This window comes from Streptococcus sp. VTCC 12905 (assembly GCF_049893385.1).
Taxonomy (GTDB): Bacteria; Bacillota; Bacilli; order Lactobacillales; family Streptococcaceae; genus Streptococcus; species Streptococcus suis_AA.
In genome coordinates this window covers 40,898-57,610 of sequence record NZ_JBMVJC010000012.1, presented here as the reverse complement: position 1 = coordinate 57,610, position 16,713 = coordinate 40,898, and the positions used below count along the sequence as shown (strand labels likewise).

18 protein-coding genes, 1 tRNA gene and 2 pseudogenes are annotated in these 16,713 nt (G+C 39.0%); 4 read left to right on the top strand and 17 right to left on the bottom strand.

What is annotated here, in order from left to right; all coding sequences use genetic code 11:
- Positions 1-407: 407 nt before the first annotated feature.
- From ACPC58_RS05910 to ybeY, 4 genes are all read right to left on the bottom strand, one after another.
- Complete coding sequence (locus ACPC58_RS05910) at positions 408-521, bottom strand: GNAT family N-acetyltransferase (RefSeq protein ID WP_254451662.1); 114 nt, start codon at positions 519-521, stop codon at positions 408-410.
- A 441-nt stretch (positions 522-962) separates the two neighbouring features.
- Positions 963-1,862, bottom strand: a complete 900-nt coding sequence (gene era / locus ACPC58_RS05905; RefSeq protein ID WP_318150456.1) for a GTPase Era — start codon at positions 1,860-1,862, stop codon at positions 963-965.
- Positions 1,863-1,878: 16 nt separating this feature from the next.
- A complete protein-coding gene (locus ACPC58_RS05900; RefSeq protein WP_434065517.1) occupies positions 1,879-2,280 on the bottom strand; it encodes a diacylglycerol kinase family protein in 402 nt (133 codons plus the stop codon).
- Positions 2,261-2,758 (bottom strand): rRNA maturation RNase YbeY, encoded by a 498-nt coding sequence (ybeY, locus tag ACPC58_RS05895; RefSeq protein ID WP_172035867.1) that lies wholly within the window; start codon positions 2,756-2,758, stop codon positions 2,261-2,263. Before ybeY ends, ACPC58_RS05900 begins: the two co-directional genes overlap by 20 nt.
- A gap of 349 nt (positions 2,759-3,107) precedes the next feature.
- Between ybeY and ACPC58_RS05890 the strand changes: the two genes are divergently transcribed.
- Complete coding sequence (locus ACPC58_RS05890; protein ID WP_434065516.1) at positions 3,108-3,653, top strand: MurR/RpiR family transcriptional regulator; 546 nt, start codon at positions 3,108-3,110, stop codon at positions 3,651-3,653.
- A gap of 52 nt (positions 3,654-3,705) precedes the next feature.
- Here ACPC58_RS05890 and ACPC58_RS05885 read toward each other — a convergent pair.
- From ACPC58_RS05885 to ACPC58_RS05830, 12 genes and pseudogenes are all read right to left on the bottom strand, one after another.
- Positions 3,706-4,503 (bottom strand): annotated as a pseudogene (locus tag ACPC58_RS05885) (acetylxylan esterase); the annotation flags it as partial.
- Positions 4,504-4,633: 130 nt separating this feature from the next.
- On the bottom strand, positions 4,634-5,284 hold the full coding sequence (locus tag ACPC58_RS05880; protein WP_217374059.1) for a TrkA C-terminal domain-containing protein: 651 nt from the start codon (positions 5,282-5,284) through the stop codon (positions 4,634-4,636).
- 125 nt (positions 5,285-5,409) lie between these two features.
- Positions 5,410-5,934 carry an Asp23/Gls24 family envelope stress response protein gene (locus ACPC58_RS05875; RefSeq protein ID WP_434065515.1) on the bottom strand — a complete coding sequence of 175 codons (525 nt, stop codon included), beginning with the start codon at positions 5,932-5,934 and terminating at the stop codon, positions 5,410-5,412.
- Between the two features lie 32 nt (positions 5,935-5,966).
- The gene (locus ACPC58_RS05870) at positions 5,967-6,167 is read right to left on the bottom strand and encodes a CsbD family protein (RefSeq protein WP_274504158.1); all 201 of its coding nucleotides are present in this window, start codon (positions 6,165-6,167) and stop codon (positions 5,967-5,969) included.
- A 22-nt stretch (positions 6,168-6,189) separates the two neighbouring features.
- Entirely contained in the window at positions 6,190-6,693 is a 504-nt protein-coding gene (locus ACPC58_RS05865) for an Asp23/Gls24 family envelope stress response protein (protein ID WP_434065514.1), read from the bottom strand.
- 23 nt (positions 6,694-6,716) lie between these two features.
- Positions 6,717-6,902, bottom strand: coding sequence for a DUF2273 domain-containing protein (locus tag ACPC58_RS05860; RefSeq protein ID WP_274504160.1), 186 nt, complete (start codon positions 6,900-6,902; stop codon positions 6,717-6,719).
- Between the two features lie 10 nt (positions 6,903-6,912).
- A complete protein-coding gene (gene amaP / locus ACPC58_RS05855; RefSeq protein WP_130554824.1) occupies positions 6,913-7,488 on the bottom strand; it encodes an alkaline shock response membrane anchor protein AmaP in 576 nt (191 codons plus the stop codon).
- Positions 7,489-7,509: 21 nt separating this feature from the next.
- The gene (locus ACPC58_RS05850; RefSeq protein ID WP_217374072.1) at positions 7,510-7,755 is read right to left on the bottom strand and encodes a GlsB/YeaQ/YmgE family stress response membrane protein; all 246 of its coding nucleotides are present in this window, start codon (positions 7,753-7,755) and stop codon (positions 7,510-7,512) included.
- A gap of 54 nt (positions 7,756-7,809) precedes the next feature.
- Positions 7,810-8,055 carry a GlsB/YeaQ/YmgE family stress response membrane protein gene (locus ACPC58_RS05845; protein ID WP_130554821.1) on the bottom strand — a complete coding sequence of 82 codons (246 nt, stop codon included), beginning with the start codon at positions 8,053-8,055 and terminating at the stop codon, positions 7,810-7,812.
- A 54-nt stretch (positions 8,056-8,109) separates the two neighbouring features.
- Positions 8,110-8,355 (bottom strand): GlsB/YeaQ/YmgE family stress response membrane protein, encoded by a 246-nt coding sequence (locus ACPC58_RS05840; RefSeq protein ID WP_130554821.1) that lies wholly within the window; start codon positions 8,353-8,355, stop codon positions 8,110-8,112.
- A 534-nt stretch (positions 8,356-8,889) separates the two neighbouring features.
- Entirely contained in the window at positions 8,890-10,629 is a 1,740-nt protein-coding gene (locus ACPC58_RS05835) for an ABC transporter ATP-binding protein (protein WP_434065513.1), read from the bottom strand.
- The gene (locus tag ACPC58_RS05830) at positions 10,629-12,356 is read right to left on the bottom strand and encodes an ABC transporter ATP-binding protein (protein ID WP_434065512.1); all 1,728 of its coding nucleotides are present in this window, start codon (positions 12,354-12,356) and stop codon (positions 10,629-10,631) included. The genes ACPC58_RS05835 and ACPC58_RS05830 overlap by 1 nt, the downstream gene beginning before the upstream one ends.
- A 545-nt stretch (positions 12,357-12,901) precedes the next feature.
- Here ACPC58_RS05830 and ACPC58_RS05825 point away from each other — a divergent pair.
- Positions 12,902-13,177: pseudogene (locus ACPC58_RS05825) on the top strand (tyrosine-type recombinase/integrase); the annotation flags it as partial.
- Here ACPC58_RS05825 and ACPC58_RS05820 read toward each other — a convergent pair.
- Positions 13,159-13,231, bottom strand: a tRNA-Thr gene (locus ACPC58_RS05820). The pseudogene ACPC58_RS05825 and the gene ACPC58_RS05820 overlap by 19 nt on opposite strands.
- Before the next feature lie 209 nt (positions 13,232-13,440).
- Between ACPC58_RS05820 and ACPC58_RS05815 the strand changes: the two genes are divergently transcribed.
- Together ACPC58_RS05815 and feoB are read left to right on the top strand one after the other, a co-directional pair.
- The gene (locus ACPC58_RS05815) at positions 13,441-13,902 is read left to right on the top strand and encodes a FeoA domain-containing protein (protein ID WP_434065511.1); all 462 of its coding nucleotides are present in this window, start codon (positions 13,441-13,443) and stop codon (positions 13,900-13,902) included.
- A gap of 8 nt (positions 13,903-13,910) precedes the next feature.
- Positions 13,911-16,061 carry a ferrous iron transport protein B gene (gene feoB / locus ACPC58_RS05810; RefSeq protein ID WP_434065510.1) on the top strand — a complete coding sequence of 717 codons (2,151 nt, stop codon included), beginning with the start codon at positions 13,911-13,913 and terminating at the stop codon, positions 16,059-16,061.
- Positions 16,062-16,713 lie beyond the last annotated feature (652 nt).

Below are 16,713 nucleotides of genomic sequence, written 5' to 3'. Positions count from 1 at the left end.
GGTCACGGTTGTCTTTTTTCAAAGAGTCGTAGGCGGGTTCAATTCCAACACCTAGTCGGCTTTCCTTTCTAAATTAAAATAACAAGATAAAAGGAGAGCGACGCTGTGTGACTTGCACACAAGGAGCTCTATCTATTTTCCGAGCTTTTAGCTCGGGTTCAAGTACGCAACACTCGTCCTTTCTAACAAAATTACAAAATAAAACAAAAATAGAAACCTGACCGACGGTTCTTCGGCACCTAGGTCACGGTTGTCTTTTTTCAAAGAGTCGTAGGCGGGTTCAATTCCAACACCTAGTTGGCTTACCTTTCTCATAAAGTTTTTTTATCTCACTTCAATTCCAAAACATAGTGAACTGTTCTACCAACTTCCCGGAAACCATATTTGACATGAAAACTCTGACTAAGTTAATTATCGAATTCCGCGTCAGATGCAAGTTGAGATATTCCACGATTTTCAGCCCAACTAATTGCAAAAGACAATAGCTTATCCGCAATCCCTTGGCTACGATAGTCTGGAATGATAAAAATTCCTTCTAAGTAAGCAGTTGGACCATTCTGACATCCTTCAACATAGTCGTGACCGGAGAGATAAACTAATCCAAGCTACGGGCTCTTCGCCAGAAGAGAAATAAAGAAATTCATACGGAAACTTATTATTCCTAAATTTTTCTATCAATTCTTGCTCATTTGTTCGCCAAACCTGACTAGCAAAAGAAGCCCAGATAGAAAGAGTCTGTTCATTAACTGTTTTAATCTTCATTTACCATACCATTACGACGGAAAACACCACTAAAGTGGTGTTTTTAACTTTTCATTAATAGATTTGAAAGCAGAGTATAAGCGAGAATGGACAAGTTATCAAATTTCTCTAGGTTCGAGTTTTCACATGGTCACTTGCACATTTCTAGGTGACCAGCTGAAACAGTCTATTCCCAGACGGTTTCAAACCTCCGAACCTTCTTAATATTCCTTTTTGTTATACCCAAAGTCAGCGAGGTCGAGTTTTTTGTCTCGCCAGTTTTTCTTGACTTTAACCCAGATTTCGAGGAAGACTTTATCACCAAGCATTAATTCAATGTCACGACGTGCCATGGAGCCAATTTTCTTGAGCATAGCTCCTTGCTTACCAATGATGATGCCTTTTTGGCTATCACGCTCTACCATAATCGTCGCGCGAATGTGGACTTTGTCGGTAAATTCATCACGTTTCATGGACTCAATGACAACGGCAACTGAGTGCGGAATTTCCTCACGAGTCAGATGCAAGACTTTCTCACGAATCATCTCAGACACCAAAAAACGTTCGGGATGGTCAGTGATTTGGTCCGCAGGGAAATATTGGAATCCTTCGTCCAGGTTTTCCTTCAGAATTTCCATAAGTCGATTGACATTATTACCCTGAGTTGCCGAAATTGGTACAATTTCTTTGAAATCCATTTGATGGCGAAAATCATCAATTTGCTCTAATAGTTGGTCTGGATGAACTTTGTCAATCTTATTAACCACTAAGATAACTGGAACATTTGCCTGTTTTAGCCGTTCCATTATCATATCATCGCCCTTACCACGTTTTTCATCCGCTGGTACCATAAACAGAACTGTATCTACCTCTCGAAGAGTGCTATAGGCTGATTCCACCATAAAATCACCTAGGGCTGTCTTGGGCTTGTGAATTCCTGGCGTGTCAATAAAAACAATTTGCTCTTTATCCGTGGTATAAATCCCCATAATCTTATTACGGGTGGTTTGAGCCTTGTCGCTCATGATGGCAATTTTTTGCCCCATTACATAGTTGAGGAAAGTGGATTTTCCTACATTTGGACGACCTAAAATCGCCACAAAACCTGACTTAAATGTCATGAATTCTCCTTTATTCTTAAAATATAAAATTCCAAATTTTAGGCACAAAAATGATGAGCCCTGTTAGTAATGCAAATCCTGATACAAATAAGACCGCCCCTGCTGCCATATCTTTTGCATTTTTGGCCAGCATGGAAAAATGATAATCAGATGCCAAGTCCACCACATTTTCAATGGCAGAATTGACAATCTCAAATGCTACAACTAAGCTGATACTCAACAAAAGAAATAGCCACTCTGTCACCGATACTTGGAAAACCAAGCCTGCCAAAATTACTAATATAGCCGATACAGCATGCTTACGCATATTGCGCTCTTCTTTAAAGGCGGTTATGAGTCCTGATACAGCAAAATCCAGACTCGAAATCAATTCTCGGTTTTTCCACCGATTTTTTGAATTATTCTCGCGTAAGTCCATAAGCAGTTAAAATTTCTTCTTGTAAACCAAACATCGCAGCTTCTTCTTCAGGCGTATAATGATCGTAACCATTGATGTGTAAGAAGCCATGTACGGCTAAAAATCCCATTTCACGCTCAAAGCTATGTCCGTAATCCTCAGCCTGTTCACGCGCCTTATCAATTGAAATATACAATTCCCCAATATAGGCATCAAAATCTTCCATCATTTCAGCCAATTCAGGATTGTCCACCAAATCTTCTTCATCAAAGACAATTTCTGATTCGGGTTTGTACTCTAAACTAACCACATCTGTGGGGCGATCAATGCCTCGATATTCCAAATTTACTTCATGCACACGGGCATTATCTACAAATGTCACAGCCATTTCTTTATTTTGTTTACCGATTTTTTTAGCTGCAAATTGGAGCAATTCTATGATTTGTTCTTGCATTTTCACAGGAACTTTTCCTGTTTCGTCTACCATTTCAATATACATCTTATTACATTCCTTCTATACAAGTCCATTATACCACAAAAGGAAAGAAAGCGGATTTTTATAGTATAATGATTACAAACCATCGTACTAAAGGGTAAGTCACTATGATAGCAACAGGAAACAATATCATTGCTATTATTGAATCCAATATGGACGAAATAACTGAGTTGAAACAAGAAATTTGCCTGCTATTTCACGCAATTGGATCCTGTTGATGCAGATTTAACATTGGAGTTCACTACAGCCACTCTTCACGTTTTCACCATCTGCACTCACACGATTCGCAAAAAAATGCGGTTTCTCAGGTTATAGAGAATTTGTTTTCACCTATCAAAAAGATCACCAGCATTTGTTAAAACATTTCGACCATATTCAGTGTAGCCTAAATAAGAAAGTGTTGATTGATTATGATCAAATATTGGCAGCTACCAATAACCTAGTGGATGAAGAAAAGCTAGAAGAAATTGCAAAATTAATTGACAACAGCAAGCGCGTCTACTTCTATGGGATCGGTAGTTCAGGTTTGGTTGCAATGGAAATCAAATTTCGCTTTATGAGACTTGGAGTGGTATGTGATGCGATTACGGATAAAAATAATTTAATCTGGACAACCACTATTCTTGATTCTTCTTGTTTGGTCATTGGTTTATCATTATCTGGCCAAACAGAGGAGGTTATGGAATATTTGGATTTGGCAGCTCAAAAAGGAGCCGCTACCGCTCTTCTCACAATTAAAACATTTTCAACCACTCAGACCCATAAAATTTTCCCGGTCGCTTCCGTACGGAATTTAAATTGTGGCAATCGGATTTCACCTCAATACCACTACTCATCATGCTGGATATTATCTACGCCTACTTCCAAGCCATTGACCGAGAAAAGAAACGATTTTTAAACAAACAATCATATATAAAATGAACAGTTCAACAAGAGCTGTTCATTTTTACTTACGAGAAGTTGGTCTCAAGCAAATAGTCAAATACATAGTCATTCACTTGAACATTTAGGGCATCATGTCCATAATCCGGTAAAATTCTCATTTCCTTTGTCGTCTCAAGTCGATTGAAAATAGCAAATTGAGTAGATAGAGGACAGACTGCATCTTCTAAACCAGTGACCATAGCAACTGGACACTGAATCCGGTGGGCTAGGTTTTTGACATCTATATAATCTAAGACAGATAAGATCTTAGCCTCGGTTCGATGAAATGTGTCGGAATATTTAAAATAACGAAAGAGTTCATCATAGGCCTCACTATTGTTACCCAATTCTAAAACACGCTTAAAATCTGATAAAAATGGATAGACTGCTACTGTTTTAGATAAGGTTTGATATAAAGCCGCCGCCACCAAAGCCAGTGCTCCACCTTGAGAAGCACCATAACTCATTAGCCGTGTCTCATCCACAAAATCAAAGCGAGCCACAAGTTGAATCATTTGGTACACATCTAGGTACACATCCTTGAAGAAAAGATGTGTTGGTCCCTGCAACATCCCACGAATTACTTGTCCTTTGACTGTTAGCCCTTCAAATTGCCCCAAGTCCTGAGAACGACCCGCTTGCCCTCGGACATCCATCGCCACTACTCCGAGACCTCCAGCAGTAAATTTCAATAATTCTGTCCAGTCTGGACCTTGACCCTGGTAGCGACGGAAATAAAACAAAATAGGAAGGGGTCTAGGCTCTTTCGGAAACAGACATTTTGCAAAGATTGTTGATCCGTTAGTTCCTGTAAACCATAATTCCGAACAATTCATACCCGCTAGACCTACTGGTTTTTAATCAATTGATAATACGGTTGAATTTGATCATATAAGGTATCATCTACATCAAAAATTAAAGCTTTCATGTACAATTTCTTTCTGGTCTATCAACTTATTTCGCCGATTTTTGTTTTTCATGCAAATTGAATAAATTCTTCATCCTTGTGTAGCTTTCTTCCTCACCAACAAAATAAATCAAATCATCCTTTTCCAATGTTTGATACGGACTGGGAGCAATTAGCAAGTCTTCATTTCTTTCTATTCCTACTATCACAGCTCCTGTATGATGCCAAACTCGGATTTCTGTTAATTGTTTCCCCAACAAGTCAGAATCCGAGGTCAACTTTAATCCATATGGTTCAAGGGGATACTTTTTTTGCACACGCTTGGTCTGATCTAGGTAAATAGAAACCATACCACGCAATTCTTTCAGCATGAGCTCCTGTTGATCCATTTTCTCAAGGATTCGATCTTTCTGCGTAACCAATGAATTGGTCATTTCAAAATTATCCAAAAAATCTTGAGCCTTTTCTTTGGACAAGACAATGGCTCCACTACCGTGTTTGACGGAAACAATATTCAAATCAGCCAAGATATTTAAAGCTTTCCGAGTTGTTTCAGGGGAAACACCAAACATACTGGCTAATGTAGAACGAGATTTGATTCGTTCACCCACTTTATACTCCCCGCTCACGATTCTTTGAGCAACTCCAACTGCAATTTGCTGATATTTTGATGTTTTTACCATCTTACGATTTGGCATTTTTTTGTTCTCCTTTCACAAACTGAAAAAGAGCGAGATGCTATCATCTCACTCCCATCGTCTAGCTAGATAACACATCTTTTACCTAGCTAGTTGTCTCTTATCGCACATAAATGCGTACGTGATTATTGAACACGTGATGATTCAAGTTTATCTTTTACCACTTCTGTTTGAGTGGTGACGAAATCACCAGCTTTACTAGCTTGATTGCCTATCACCTCACCTGTAGCTTGAGTAGCACTAGCTACACGATCTTGTAAGGTCACAGATTCTGCCTCAAACTCTTCACGTGTCTTTATATCCACGACTTCAACATTGACTTCAACCACTTCCAAGTGGGTCATTTTCTTCACTTCTGTACCGATAATAGACTTCATTGTTTCGACGATTTCAGGAATATCTTTTCCATATTCTACCACAATTTTCAAATCCGTTGCAACTTGTTTGCTACCGACTTCTACATTAATACCTTCTCGGACATCTGAGCTATTGATCAATTTATTTTTGATATTTGTGAAAAATCCACCACTAATTGACAATAAACCTGGAACTTGTTGTAAAGCGTGACCAATCATTTTTTCAATGACCTGATCTGCGTATGTCACTGTTCCCTTTATCAATGTTTGTTCTACTTCTGTAATTTTCGCCATGAGTAATACCTTGCTTTCTTTTTTCGTAATCCTTACTTATTGGAATTCTTCAATCCATCAAGAGCGCCTTCTACAGCATCCTTTGCATCAGCTAAGATGGAACCAGCTTTTCCTGCTAATTCTTCAACCTTACCTTCATTTTCCAAGTGTTTATCTCCAGTCACTTTACCAGCAACTTTCTTTGCTGTTCCAACAAATTCATCTTTTTTTGCATTCAATTTATCTACTGACATAATTTTTTCCTCCTCTATTCACTTAAATGACACGTGGTTCTTTGCCACTTGTAATGTCTTCAACACCCTTTGAAGCTTTATCTACTTGAGCTGTCGTAAATCCAACTGCGGAACTAGCAGCATCTGTAACTTTATCTTGTAAACTTACTGAATCGGCTTCATATTGTTCACGAGTTTTGATATCAACCACTTCAACGTTCACTTCAACCACATCCAAATCTGTCATGGCTTTCACTTCTGACTCAATAATAGCTTTCATATCTTTATAGATAGTTGGTAAGTGTTTTTTATACTCTGCAATAATTGAAAGGTCTACAGCAACTTGTTTTTTACCAACTTCAACGTTTACACCTGTTGTCGGCTTGTCGCTATTGACTATTTTATCTTTCAGGTTTGCGAAAAATCCACCACTGACCTCCAACAAGCCGTCTACTGACTCTAAGGCAATTCCAATCATTTTCTCAATGACTTTATCAGCATATGTTAATTCTCCACGAATTACAGAAACTTTCTTTTGTTCAGTCATATTTCATCCTCCAAAATTTTGTATTACTTTCTCAAAATATATTCTAAAATACCTGATCGTTGAACGAGAGAGCCCACCACTGCCCCAAGTATCATTAAAAATAATACAAGCAATGTTTTAAGGAACCCAAGGGTAAGGAAAAGTACCGCCAATAAAAGACCAGTTCCAGCTCCCAAAATAGGATATTTCCAATGATTTATCTCTTTCATACACACCCCACTATTCTACCCGAGAAACCAGTCTACTCTTAGAATCTTGAATTTCGTTAACAGCAACCGAGAATTGTACTGGACGAGTCAAGCCGAAAAAGTTCTCTAAACCTTCTCGAATTTCTTTTTCCAAGTTAGACATTTGTTGAACAGCTGCAGTCCTCGAACGCATTTGTCCTACCACTTTCACCTTAAAACGTTTCTTATATAGAGAAACATGTACTGAAGGATCAGCCATTACTCCATTTTCTGAAACAATTGATTTTACAAAACCTTCTATGGCAGATTTTTTTAATAAAAGCTTACCATTCTTTTCAACTGACAAATCAATTTCTGTATAACGCTTTGGCCACAAGAAGAATATTAGACTGACAATTAATAATGCAAGCATAAAAGTAAGTGATCCCCAGAAAAGGAATAGTGAAACTACTTGATTAGATTGGTCATGAAGATACCATCGCGGTAAGAATCCTGCTACCTCACTTGGCAAAGTGACAACCTCCGAATACCGGATGGCAATTAAGCCAAGTAAAATAAACAGAGGTAATGCCACTAATACATATCCCCACTTAACTAACTTTGTCATAGGCAACTCTTTCTAGAAGGCTTACGCCTTACGACCCACGAAGAAGGAAACAACTGCTACAACGATTACCGCTCCAACAATGGATGGAACAAGCGCCATTCCTGCAAATGATGGTCCCCAATGACCTAAAAGAGCTTGACCAATGGATGAACCGACGAGACCGGCTACAATATTTGCAATCCAGCCCATTGAGCCACCTTTATTTGTAATCGCTCCTGCGATTGCGCCAATTACTCCACCTACGATTAATGTCCAAATGAATCCCATAATAAACCTCTTTCAATACATCTAATATCTTTTAAAACTGTGTGCTTACTTCGTCTATGCCTTACGACCCACGAAGAAAGATACAACTGCTACTACGATAACCGCACCTAGAATCGATGGGAAGAGTGCCATTCCTGCAAGCGATGGTCCCCAATGACCTAAAAGAGCTTGACCAATGGATGAACCAACCAGTCCTGCTACAATATTGGCAATCCAACCCATCGAGCCACCTTTATTTGTAATCGCTCCTGCGATTGCGCCAATTACTCCACCTACGATAAGTGTCCAAATGAATCCCATAATAAACCTCTTTCAATACATCTAATATCTTTTAAAACTATGTGCTTGCTTCGTCTACGCCTTACGACCCACGAAGAAAGATACAACTGCTACTACGATAACCGCACCTAGAATCGATGGGAAGAGTGCCATTCCTGCAAGCGATGGTCCCCAATGACCTAAAAGAGCTTGACCAATGGATGAACCGACGAGACCGGCTACAATATTTGCAATCCAGCCCATTGAGCCACCTTTATTTGTAATCGCTCCTGCGATTGCGCCAATTACTCCACCTACGATAAGTGTCCAAATGAATCCCATAATGTATTCTCCTTTAATTAAAAATAGTAGAAAAACCAATTTATCGCTTTTAAGAGTAACCAACACTTGTTTAATAGTTCAAGTAGTTTTATAATTAAAAGTGACAACTTTTGTTTAACTTTATATTGTTAGTTTATCATTTAAGTTGGCACTATGCAAGTTTTCTGCCTACTATTTTAATATTTTTTTACAATAACAGTCTAAAGCCCTTGTTTTAAAAGACTTTTTTCTATATATTTTTTTATTAAACAATGTAAATTTATCGGATTGTCTAATAAATCAAATGATAATATTGATAAAAATAATTAAATCATTTATCATTCCAATCTATTTTTCATTTTAGGTTGTCACTTTTATAAAAAAATGGTTCAAAAAAATCCAGTTGTTCCAAACTGGATTTCATAATGTAGAAACACTTTGATATTTCGAGTTGTATGACAATTCTTTCATAGTTGAATGAATAAATATCTTTGGGTTGAGGATCTAAATTCCCACCTCGACTGCCTGTCTTTGCCAACTAAAGATTTTTAGTCCTTACACCCTTGCTTGAATCTCATGCATTTGAGAATAGGTGCCACCAAACGCAATCAAATCTTCGTGTTTGCCATGCTCAATGATTCGACCCTGATCCAAGACAAAGATTTGATCTGCATTTTGAATGGTAGAGAGTCGGTGTGCGATGATAAAGGTTGTTCGGCCTTCTTTCACCACTTCCATGGCATGTTGGATAATTTCTTCCGTCTCCGTATCAATATGAGAAGTTGCCTCATCCAAAATGAGGATTTTAGGATCAGAGTAGAGTGTCCGAGCAAAGGCAATCAGCTGGCGCTCTCCACTTGAAAAGGCCGCTCCCTTCTCAACTACAGGTTCATCAATCCCTTTCTCTAAACGAGATAGCATCGGCCCTGCTCCAACTTTTTCCAGGGCTTGCAAAATTCGTGTTTTGTCTGCTGTTTCCTCATTCATGGAAACATTACTTGCAATCGTTCCTGTAAAGAGATAGGGATCTTGTAAAACAATCCCCATGTGACTACGAAGGCTTTCACGAGAATAGTCACGAATATTTTTCCCATCAATCAATACGCGACCCGCTTGTGGATCATAGAAACGATAGAGGAGGTTCATAATGGATGACTTTCCAGAACCCGTATGTCCCACCAAAGCAACTGTTTCACCTTTTTCAGCCCGAATGGAAATATCTCTCAAAACTGGTTTGTTTTCTTCATAACTAAAATTCACATTTTCAAACACGACTTGACCTTGATTTACTTCCAAATCATGCTCGCTATCAGGTTCCGCCTCTTCTTCTAAAAGAGCCATTAGACGCTTACCAGTTTCAAAAGAACGAAGCATATTTGGAAATTGCTGAACCAAGGCACCTAATGCGATGAAGATTCCCTCAATGTAATTAACATAAACAAAGAGTCTCCCGGCTGTAACTCCAGGATGGCCCTTGAGAAATTGATAACCAACTACTGTCAAAATCCCTGTAATCACTAAATTTTGTAAGAAGCCACTCAAATTCCAAGTTGCGAGAGACTGAGCCCAAATCATCTTGTTGTCTGCACGACGCATCTTGTCAGCAGTAGCTTCAAACTCTTGCATACTTCTTTCTTCTTGTCCAAAGAGTTGAATCAAACTAGCACCGTTCATGGTTTCATTTACCTGAGTATTCACATCACTCCTGGCATCATAGAAGTCCTTCATGGGCTTATCAGTCATTTTTTTATAAGCAAATTGAATTCCAATATATAGAGGAATCAGCAGCAACATCAGCCAACCCAAACTACGATTCATGTAGAAAAGAACAGCATATGTAAATACCAGTCGAACGATATTGTTAAAGGCATAAACTAAAGTACCATAAAATTGAGTTCGTAGTGTCTCTGTATCATTGACAATTCTAGTTGCAATCTTCCCTGCTGGTTTATCATCAAAATATGAAATAGGCAACCGTTGCATCACATCATAGGCTTGATTTCTCAGATTTTCTGCAATCCGATTAGCACAATGCATGAGCAAGCGCATGGACAGGTAAAAACCAATGGCTCCTAGGACTGTCATCCCCATATATTGAGCTGACTGAGTCAAAAAAACAGTTTCATCAAATGGCAAACCCTTGCTCAAATCTGTAATAGGCCCATCGATAGCCTGCTGAATCAACAGAGGAGCCAATTGAACCAGGGTTGAAGCTAGTAAATAGAAAACTACTGCTACAATAAATAGCCATTTGATACGTTTGATTTGTTTTAATAAAAATCCTAAAATAGTCATTACTCTCCTCCTTCCTGGCTTTGTTGTCGCCGGTATTGTTCATAATACCAACCTTTTTGGGCAAGCAAATCAGCGGGACGCCCTTCTTCAACGATACGGCCCTCATCCAAAACCAACACCCAATCAGCATGCTTGACAGCAGATAGACGATGGGTCACGATGACATTGGTTTTACCGGCACGTTCTTTTTGAATATTTTGGATAATCTGGCGTTCTGTCCGAGCATCCACTGCAGATAAGGAATCATCTAGGATTAGCAAATCTGGCTCCCGTAAGAATGCACGCGCAATAGAAATCCGTTGCTTTTGACCACCCGAAATAGACACCCCACGTTCACCTATCATAGTGTTAAGCCCATCACTCATCCGTTTTAAATCTTGATCAAATGCAGCCGTAACAATGGCTTGTTCAATCTCTTCAGAACTACTATCTACTTTACCGAGAGCAATGTTTTCTCCGACAGACTTAGAAAAGAGAATGTGTTCTTGTGGAACATAACCAATTTTTTCTTCAAGGCTAGCGCGTTTATAGTCCAATACTGATTGATCATTTATGGTGAAATCACCCTGACCAATAGGATATTGACGGAGGAATTGGCGGACTAAGGTCGTCTTTCCAGATCCAGTTTTTCCGACGATTCCAACGGTCTGTCCAGCTAGTAGGGTCCAATTAATGTCCTGCAGACTGGCTCTTTCCGCCTGTGGATATCGGAAGCTGTAATCCTTGAAAGCAATACTCTCCAGCTCTGCTATTTCCTTAGCCCCATCCACTTCCAAATCATCACCAGTCTCTATTAGCTCTTGCAATTTTTCGAAAGATGTCTTGCCAGTTTGATAAACGAGGATAAAATCTGCCAGTGTCCAGAAGGGCTCTAAGAGCGAACTGACATAGAGTTGCAGTGCAATGATTTGTCCGAGTGTTAATTGCCCTGTCTTGACGGCCTGTGCTCCCATTACAAGTACTATAATCGTTGATAAACCTAAACAAACAGTCGCTAGTGGATTGTATATAGATTGAAGTGAGGTGATACGATCACCACCTTGTGCTAATTGTTTGGTGCGTGCTTGGAATTGAGCTTTTTGATTCTCTTTCTTACTATAAGCCCGAGTCACTCGAATCCCTTCGATGACTTCCAAAACTTCATTATTGAGTTGAGCTACAGCGTCCCTATTCGCGTCAATCGCCTTTTCTTGTTTTCTTCCGATAAAAAATATACAAAGTGTCATGAACAGCATCGGAAGCAAAGCAACCGTAGAAATCTTCCAGTCAATGAAGAACATGGTTGGGATGATAAAGGCTAGCATGCCGCCTGCATAGACGACAATCATGAGACCGTAGCCGACCATCTCCATCAAGCCATCCACATCCGTTGAAAAACGGGTCATTACATCTCCTGAGCGAAATTTCTCATAGAATGGTGTTCGCATGGTGACCAATTTTTTGAATGCCCGTTGTTGCATATCAAACTTGAAGTTAACGGAAGCCTGAAATAGTTTAAGGTGCCAAATAAATGCCATAGCATAGTTCAGCAAAGTCACGAGCAACAAGAGCGTCATATCCTGAACTAAAATTGCTTGCATTAATTCATTTTTTGTTAGTATATCAACCATCCGTTGAATCATTTGCGTCGGTACCAAAAGCGTGGCATCATAAATAATCAAGGTCACGGCAACCAATAAATAGAGCCACTTATGACGCTTGATATAATCAAAAATTAATCGAAACATATATCTCCTTTACAAATCTCTAGCCTGTCATTTGCCACTTTATTCAATAAGCAACAATTGATAGACCTTATACTCAATGAAAATCAAAAGTAGCCTAGAATACGAAGTCGAAGATAGAACTGGAGTTCATCAAGGCAAGTTGACAACGGATAATTTTGGTTTTCGAAGAGTATTACCTTTCTAAGCGCACAAAAAAGCCCAGGGAAGCATTTCACTCCTCCTAGGCTTGCTTTAGTCCACAAAAATAGACCCGTTGTTTTTCAAAAATCATCAATCAATAAGTCAATAAACTTATCTAGCTGAACTGACGTTCAACCTCTACTCTTCATCGAGACCACACTCATGAATGATTTCTAAAATCTGTTTTCCCGCTTAGAAAGGAGTATATAATAAAAAACAGCTTGTTTGACAATAAGTTTTTTGTTCATTTGTCTTACTCCTTTCAGCTTTCTATCCACTATTTTAACACAATAAACATATATGTCAAGGGGTTTTGTTGGTAAAATATTCCCTATTTACCCTCTATTTAAAAGAATTGCCTTTAGAAAATAGTTGGGCGAAATGTCCACATACACTCACTAAGACATACCCACACATCATACTTGATTACTCAAGGAGTCGAATTGATTTCCATTTCCCAATTATTAGGACATAAAAATTTAAACATAACACTCAAAGTCTATGCTCATCAACTGGAATCATTAAAAGAAATGAGTAATGACAAGTTCAAAAAGATATTCGAAAAATTTGGGGCAGGCATAACAAAAACCCCTGTGTATCAAGGGTTATTTGGATTATTTTATGCTAGTTGCCGGGATTGAACCGGCGACCTCATCCTTACCATGGATGCGCTCTACCGACTGAGCTAAACCAGCGTACTTTACTAGTATATCATACCCCCAAAATATGTCAATGGATTTTTATAAAAAAAGATTAAGAGAGAGCACGATGAAGAAAGCGATGAAGTGAGCCCGTGAACAAAATATATTCCAGTATCATTAAAGCTAACATATATCTAAAAAATATCTGACATTTTTAAGTATTCGTGTTATACTATTGTTATAAAAATCACAAAGGATGCCTAATGAACATGCAAACACTGCAAATTGGACAAATTTATCTTGTAAAAGACATTCAATTACAAGAAGATGTTCGCAAACATTTGAACCATCTTGGGTTAAAGATAGGGCAAGAAATTCGAATCATTTCAAAAACAAAGGACAATGCAATTATCCAGATCAAAGCCAGTCGTTTAGGTTTGGATCAATCTGTTCTCAATAGCTTGGTTTTAGAAGAAAAATCAGAACAAGGGCGATCCTTGGCCCTATCAGATCTTCCAATTGGTAGCAGCGCTAAAGTTATTGAAATCTGTGCGACAGGCGCCCTACGCCGTCGTCTCATGGATATGGGTATAACGAAACATACACAACTTCTTCTAAAAAATGTTGCTCCTTTAGGCGATCCATTAGAAATAACACTTCGTGGCTACCATTTAACTCTCCGGAAATCGGAAGCACAAATGATTCTCGTTCAAGTTGCAACCTAGGTGAATAAATGAAAAAACAGATAGCCTTAGTGGGTAATCCGAACAGCGGGAAGACCACCCTTTTCAACCTACTGACAGGAACCAACCAACGAGTTGGAAATTGGCCAGGTGTAACGGTCGAAAGAAAATCAGGAAACATAAAAAAACGACTACACTTGGATCTGCAAGATCTTCCCGGAATCTATTCCCTCTCACCCTACACTTCCGAAGAGATGGTTGCTAGAGACTACCTCCTAACTGCTCAACCAGCAGCCATTTTAAATGTTGTAGATGCAACGAATCTGGAACGCAATCTATATCTAACTCTCCAATTACTCGAGATGGGTATCCCAATTGTTATTGCACTGAATATGACCGATACTTTGAAACAACAGGGACGGAGTATTAAAGTAGATCAGTTATCTCACCAGCTAGGTTGCCCCATTCAATCAATTAGTGCATTAAAAAAGATGGGAATCCCTCAACTGCTCAGCGAAATTGAAAGAACGAGCACCCAATCTAACACACCTTATTTTCCGCAATATGAGAAACAATTTGAAGCAGCTATTGCTCAAGTTATTGAATTGTTACCTCAAACAATCCCTACAAGACAACAACGCTTTTATGCTATCAAGTCTTTAGAACAAGATCCAGACATTTTACATCAACTCAATTTTGGAGAAACTGAAAAAGCAGATTTATCTGAAATTATGATGATTTTGGAGAAAATCTATTCGGATGATATCGAAGCCATAATTGTCAATCAGCGATACCAATTAATTGAAACCATTTCGAGCTCCGTCCAAGAAGAAATTGGAAACGGCTTTAATATTTCTGATAAAGTGGACCAAATTGTAACCAACCGCTTTCTAGCACTTCCTATTTTTGCACTCGTTATGTGGCTAATCTACTTTCTTGCTATCCAAACCGTAGGAACTATTGGGACTGACTGGGTCAACGATGTATTGTTTGGCCAATTTGTTCCAGTTATTATTCAAAATCTTCTTGATACCTTTGGAATTGCTGGCTGGTTACAATCATTAGTACTTTATGGAATTGTAGCTGGTTGTGGGGCTATACTCGGCTTTGTGCCACAGATTTTTGTACTCTTCTTCTGTCTAGGAATCTTAGAAGATATTGGATACATGAGTCGAATTGCCTTTGTCATGGACCGAATTTTTAGACGGTTTGGCCTATCAGGTAAATCCTTTATCCCGATGCTGATTGCTACAGGATGTGGTGTTCCTGGAGTAATGGCTAGTCGAACAATTGAGAATGAACAAGATAGAAAAATCACTATTATGACAGCTACTTTTATGCCTTGTTCAGCCAAACTTCCAATTATTTCACTCGTTGCTGGCGCTTTTTTTCCTGGCAACCCTTGGATTGCACCCAGCGCATATTTCATTGGTATGGGAGCCATTATTCTTTCTGGTTTGGCATTGAAAAAAACAAAGCAACTCGGTGGCTTGGTGAGTCCATTTATCATGGAATTGCCTTCCTACCATCTTCCGCAAATTCAAACTGTTCTTCGTTATTCTTCCGATAAGGCAATAAGCTTTATCAAACGTGCGGGGACCATTATCTTCGTAACCAATATCATCATTTGGTTTGCTAGTTCATACAGCTGGGCTTTGGCACCAGTCGAGACAAATCAAAGCATCCTGGCTTCAATAGGCCATGGTTTTGCCTTTTTCTTCCAACCACTTGGTTTTGGGAACTGGAAAGCTACAATCGGAGCGATTACTGGCCTCCTAGCTAAAGAGACAGTCATTGCTAGTTTTGGTATTCTCTACAAACTGGGAGAAACTTCCGAGAGCAATCGTGAATTGTGGACATTGCTCCAGCAAGATTATTCCGCTTTATCCGCCTACTCATTCCTCATTTTTAACTTGCTCTGTGCACCATGCTTTGCTGCTATTGGAGCCATACATCGTGAGATGGGAAATGCAAAATGGACCTGGATTGCTGTAGGTTTCCAAACAGGACTAGCCTATGCTGTCAGCCTCATCATTTATCAATTAGGAGCTGTTTTTCTCTACCATCACCGACCAACTATTTGGACCGGTATTGCACTGATTTTACTATCTGCAATGGCGTATAGTGTCGTTCGGAAACCTGCTTCCGCCTTACCTATCGTCACTCTAAAAAACATTCAAAAGGAGCAAATGAATGGCTAACTTCATCCTGATATCACTCATTGTTGTATTGTTCGTCCTAGCTATCCGTAGCTTGGTCAAAAGTAAAGGTACCTGCAATGATTGTTCTTGTGACTGTGCTATCAAACAAGAAATTTCTCATCAACATGTTCCAAAACATTCTAAAATCTCATAAACTTCACCTTTAAAATAATTCCATTTTTTAACTGTCAGACAGATAAAAAACTGCCTTTTTTTCTTTATGAAATAGGCAGTTTTTTATTTAGCATATACAAAATTGTGAATTGTTTTTCAGCACGAGATCGATTTTCGCTGATCACAACCGTTTTTGAAGGCATACTGGCAGTATTTTTATAAAACTAGCAATGGGAGTGGGAAAGAACTCGACCAGTCTAAAAAGAGTTCGTCAACAAGACTTTATTTCTAGTTGTTGATCTGAAACAGTCTATTCTCAGAGATCAATTTATGTGAGCTGACTGCCATCTGCTTTTATCTCCCACTTTAAAATGTCTCCCAGACCTTTTAAACTCCCACCCCCGCACAGCTCAAACTGTCTGGGAGACAGTTTGAGGTTGGAGATAAAGCGAAGAACTTTGTTCGCAACAGTCGTAATGGTCAGATTAGGAGTGTGAAACACGAACTGCTGAGATTTGCTGTGCAAATCTTATCTCCT

Excerpts from the sequence above, each read along its gene's own strand:
- amaP (WP_130554824.1), bottom strand. The coding sequence starts at position 7,488 with ATGACAAAGTTAGTTAAGTGGGGATATGTATTAGTGGCATTACCTCTG.
- ACPC58_RS05900 (WP_434065517.1), bottom strand. The coding sequence starts at position 2,280 with ATGGACTTACGCGAGAATAATTCAAAAAATCGGTGGAAAAACCGAGAA.
- ACPC58_RS05875 (WP_434065515.1), bottom strand. The coding sequence starts at position 5,934 with ATGGCGAAAATTACAGAAGTAGAACAAACATTGATAAAGGGAACAGTG.
- ACPC58_RS05865 (WP_434065514.1), bottom strand. The coding sequence starts at position 6,693 with ATGACTGAACAAAAGAAAGTTTCTGTAATTCGTGGAGAATTAACATAT.
- ACPC58_RS05815 (WP_434065511.1), top strand. The coding sequence starts at position 13,441 with ATGAACATGCAAACACTGCAAATTGGACAAATTTATCTTGTAAAAGAC.
- ACPC58_RS05835 (WP_434065513.1), bottom strand. The coding sequence starts at position 10,629 with ATGACTATTTTAGGATTTTTATTAAAACAAATCAAACGTATCAAATGG.
- ACPC58_RS05870 (WP_274504158.1), bottom strand. The coding sequence starts at position 6,167 with ATGTCAGTAGATAAATTGAATGCAAAAAAAGATGAATTTGTTGGAACA.
- feoB (WP_434065510.1), top strand. The coding sequence starts at position 13,911 with ATGAAAAAACAGATAGCCTTAGTGGGTAATCCGAACAGCGGGAAGACC.
- ACPC58_RS05860 (WP_274504160.1), bottom strand. The coding sequence starts at position 6,902 with ATGAAAGAGATAAATCATTGGAAATATCCTATTTTGGGAGCTGGAACT.
- ACPC58_RS05840 (WP_130554821.1), bottom strand. The coding sequence starts at position 8,355 with ATGGGATTCATTTGGACACTTATCGTAGGTGGAGTAATTGGCGCAATC.
- ybeY (WP_172035867.1), bottom strand. The coding sequence starts at position 2,758 with ATGTATATTGAAATGGTAGACGAAACAGGAAAAGTTCCTGTGAAAATG.
- ACPC58_RS05880 (WP_217374059.1), bottom strand. The coding sequence starts at position 5,284 with ATGCCAAATCGTAAGATGGTAAAAACATCAAAATATCAGCAAATTGCA.
- ACPC58_RS05830 (WP_434065512.1), bottom strand. The coding sequence starts at position 12,356 with ATGTTTCGATTAATTTTTGATTATATCAAGCGTCATAAGTGGCTCTAT.
- ACPC58_RS05845 (WP_130554821.1), bottom strand. The coding sequence starts at position 8,055 with ATGGGATTCATTTGGACACTTATCGTAGGTGGAGTAATTGGCGCAATC.
- ACPC58_RS05850 (WP_217374072.1), bottom strand. The coding sequence starts at position 7,755 with ATGGGATTCATTTGGACATTAATCGTAGGTGGAGTAATTGGCGCAATC.
- era (WP_318150456.1), bottom strand. The coding sequence starts at position 1,862 with ATGACATTTAAGTCAGGTTTTGTGGCGATTTTAGGTCGTCCAAATGTA.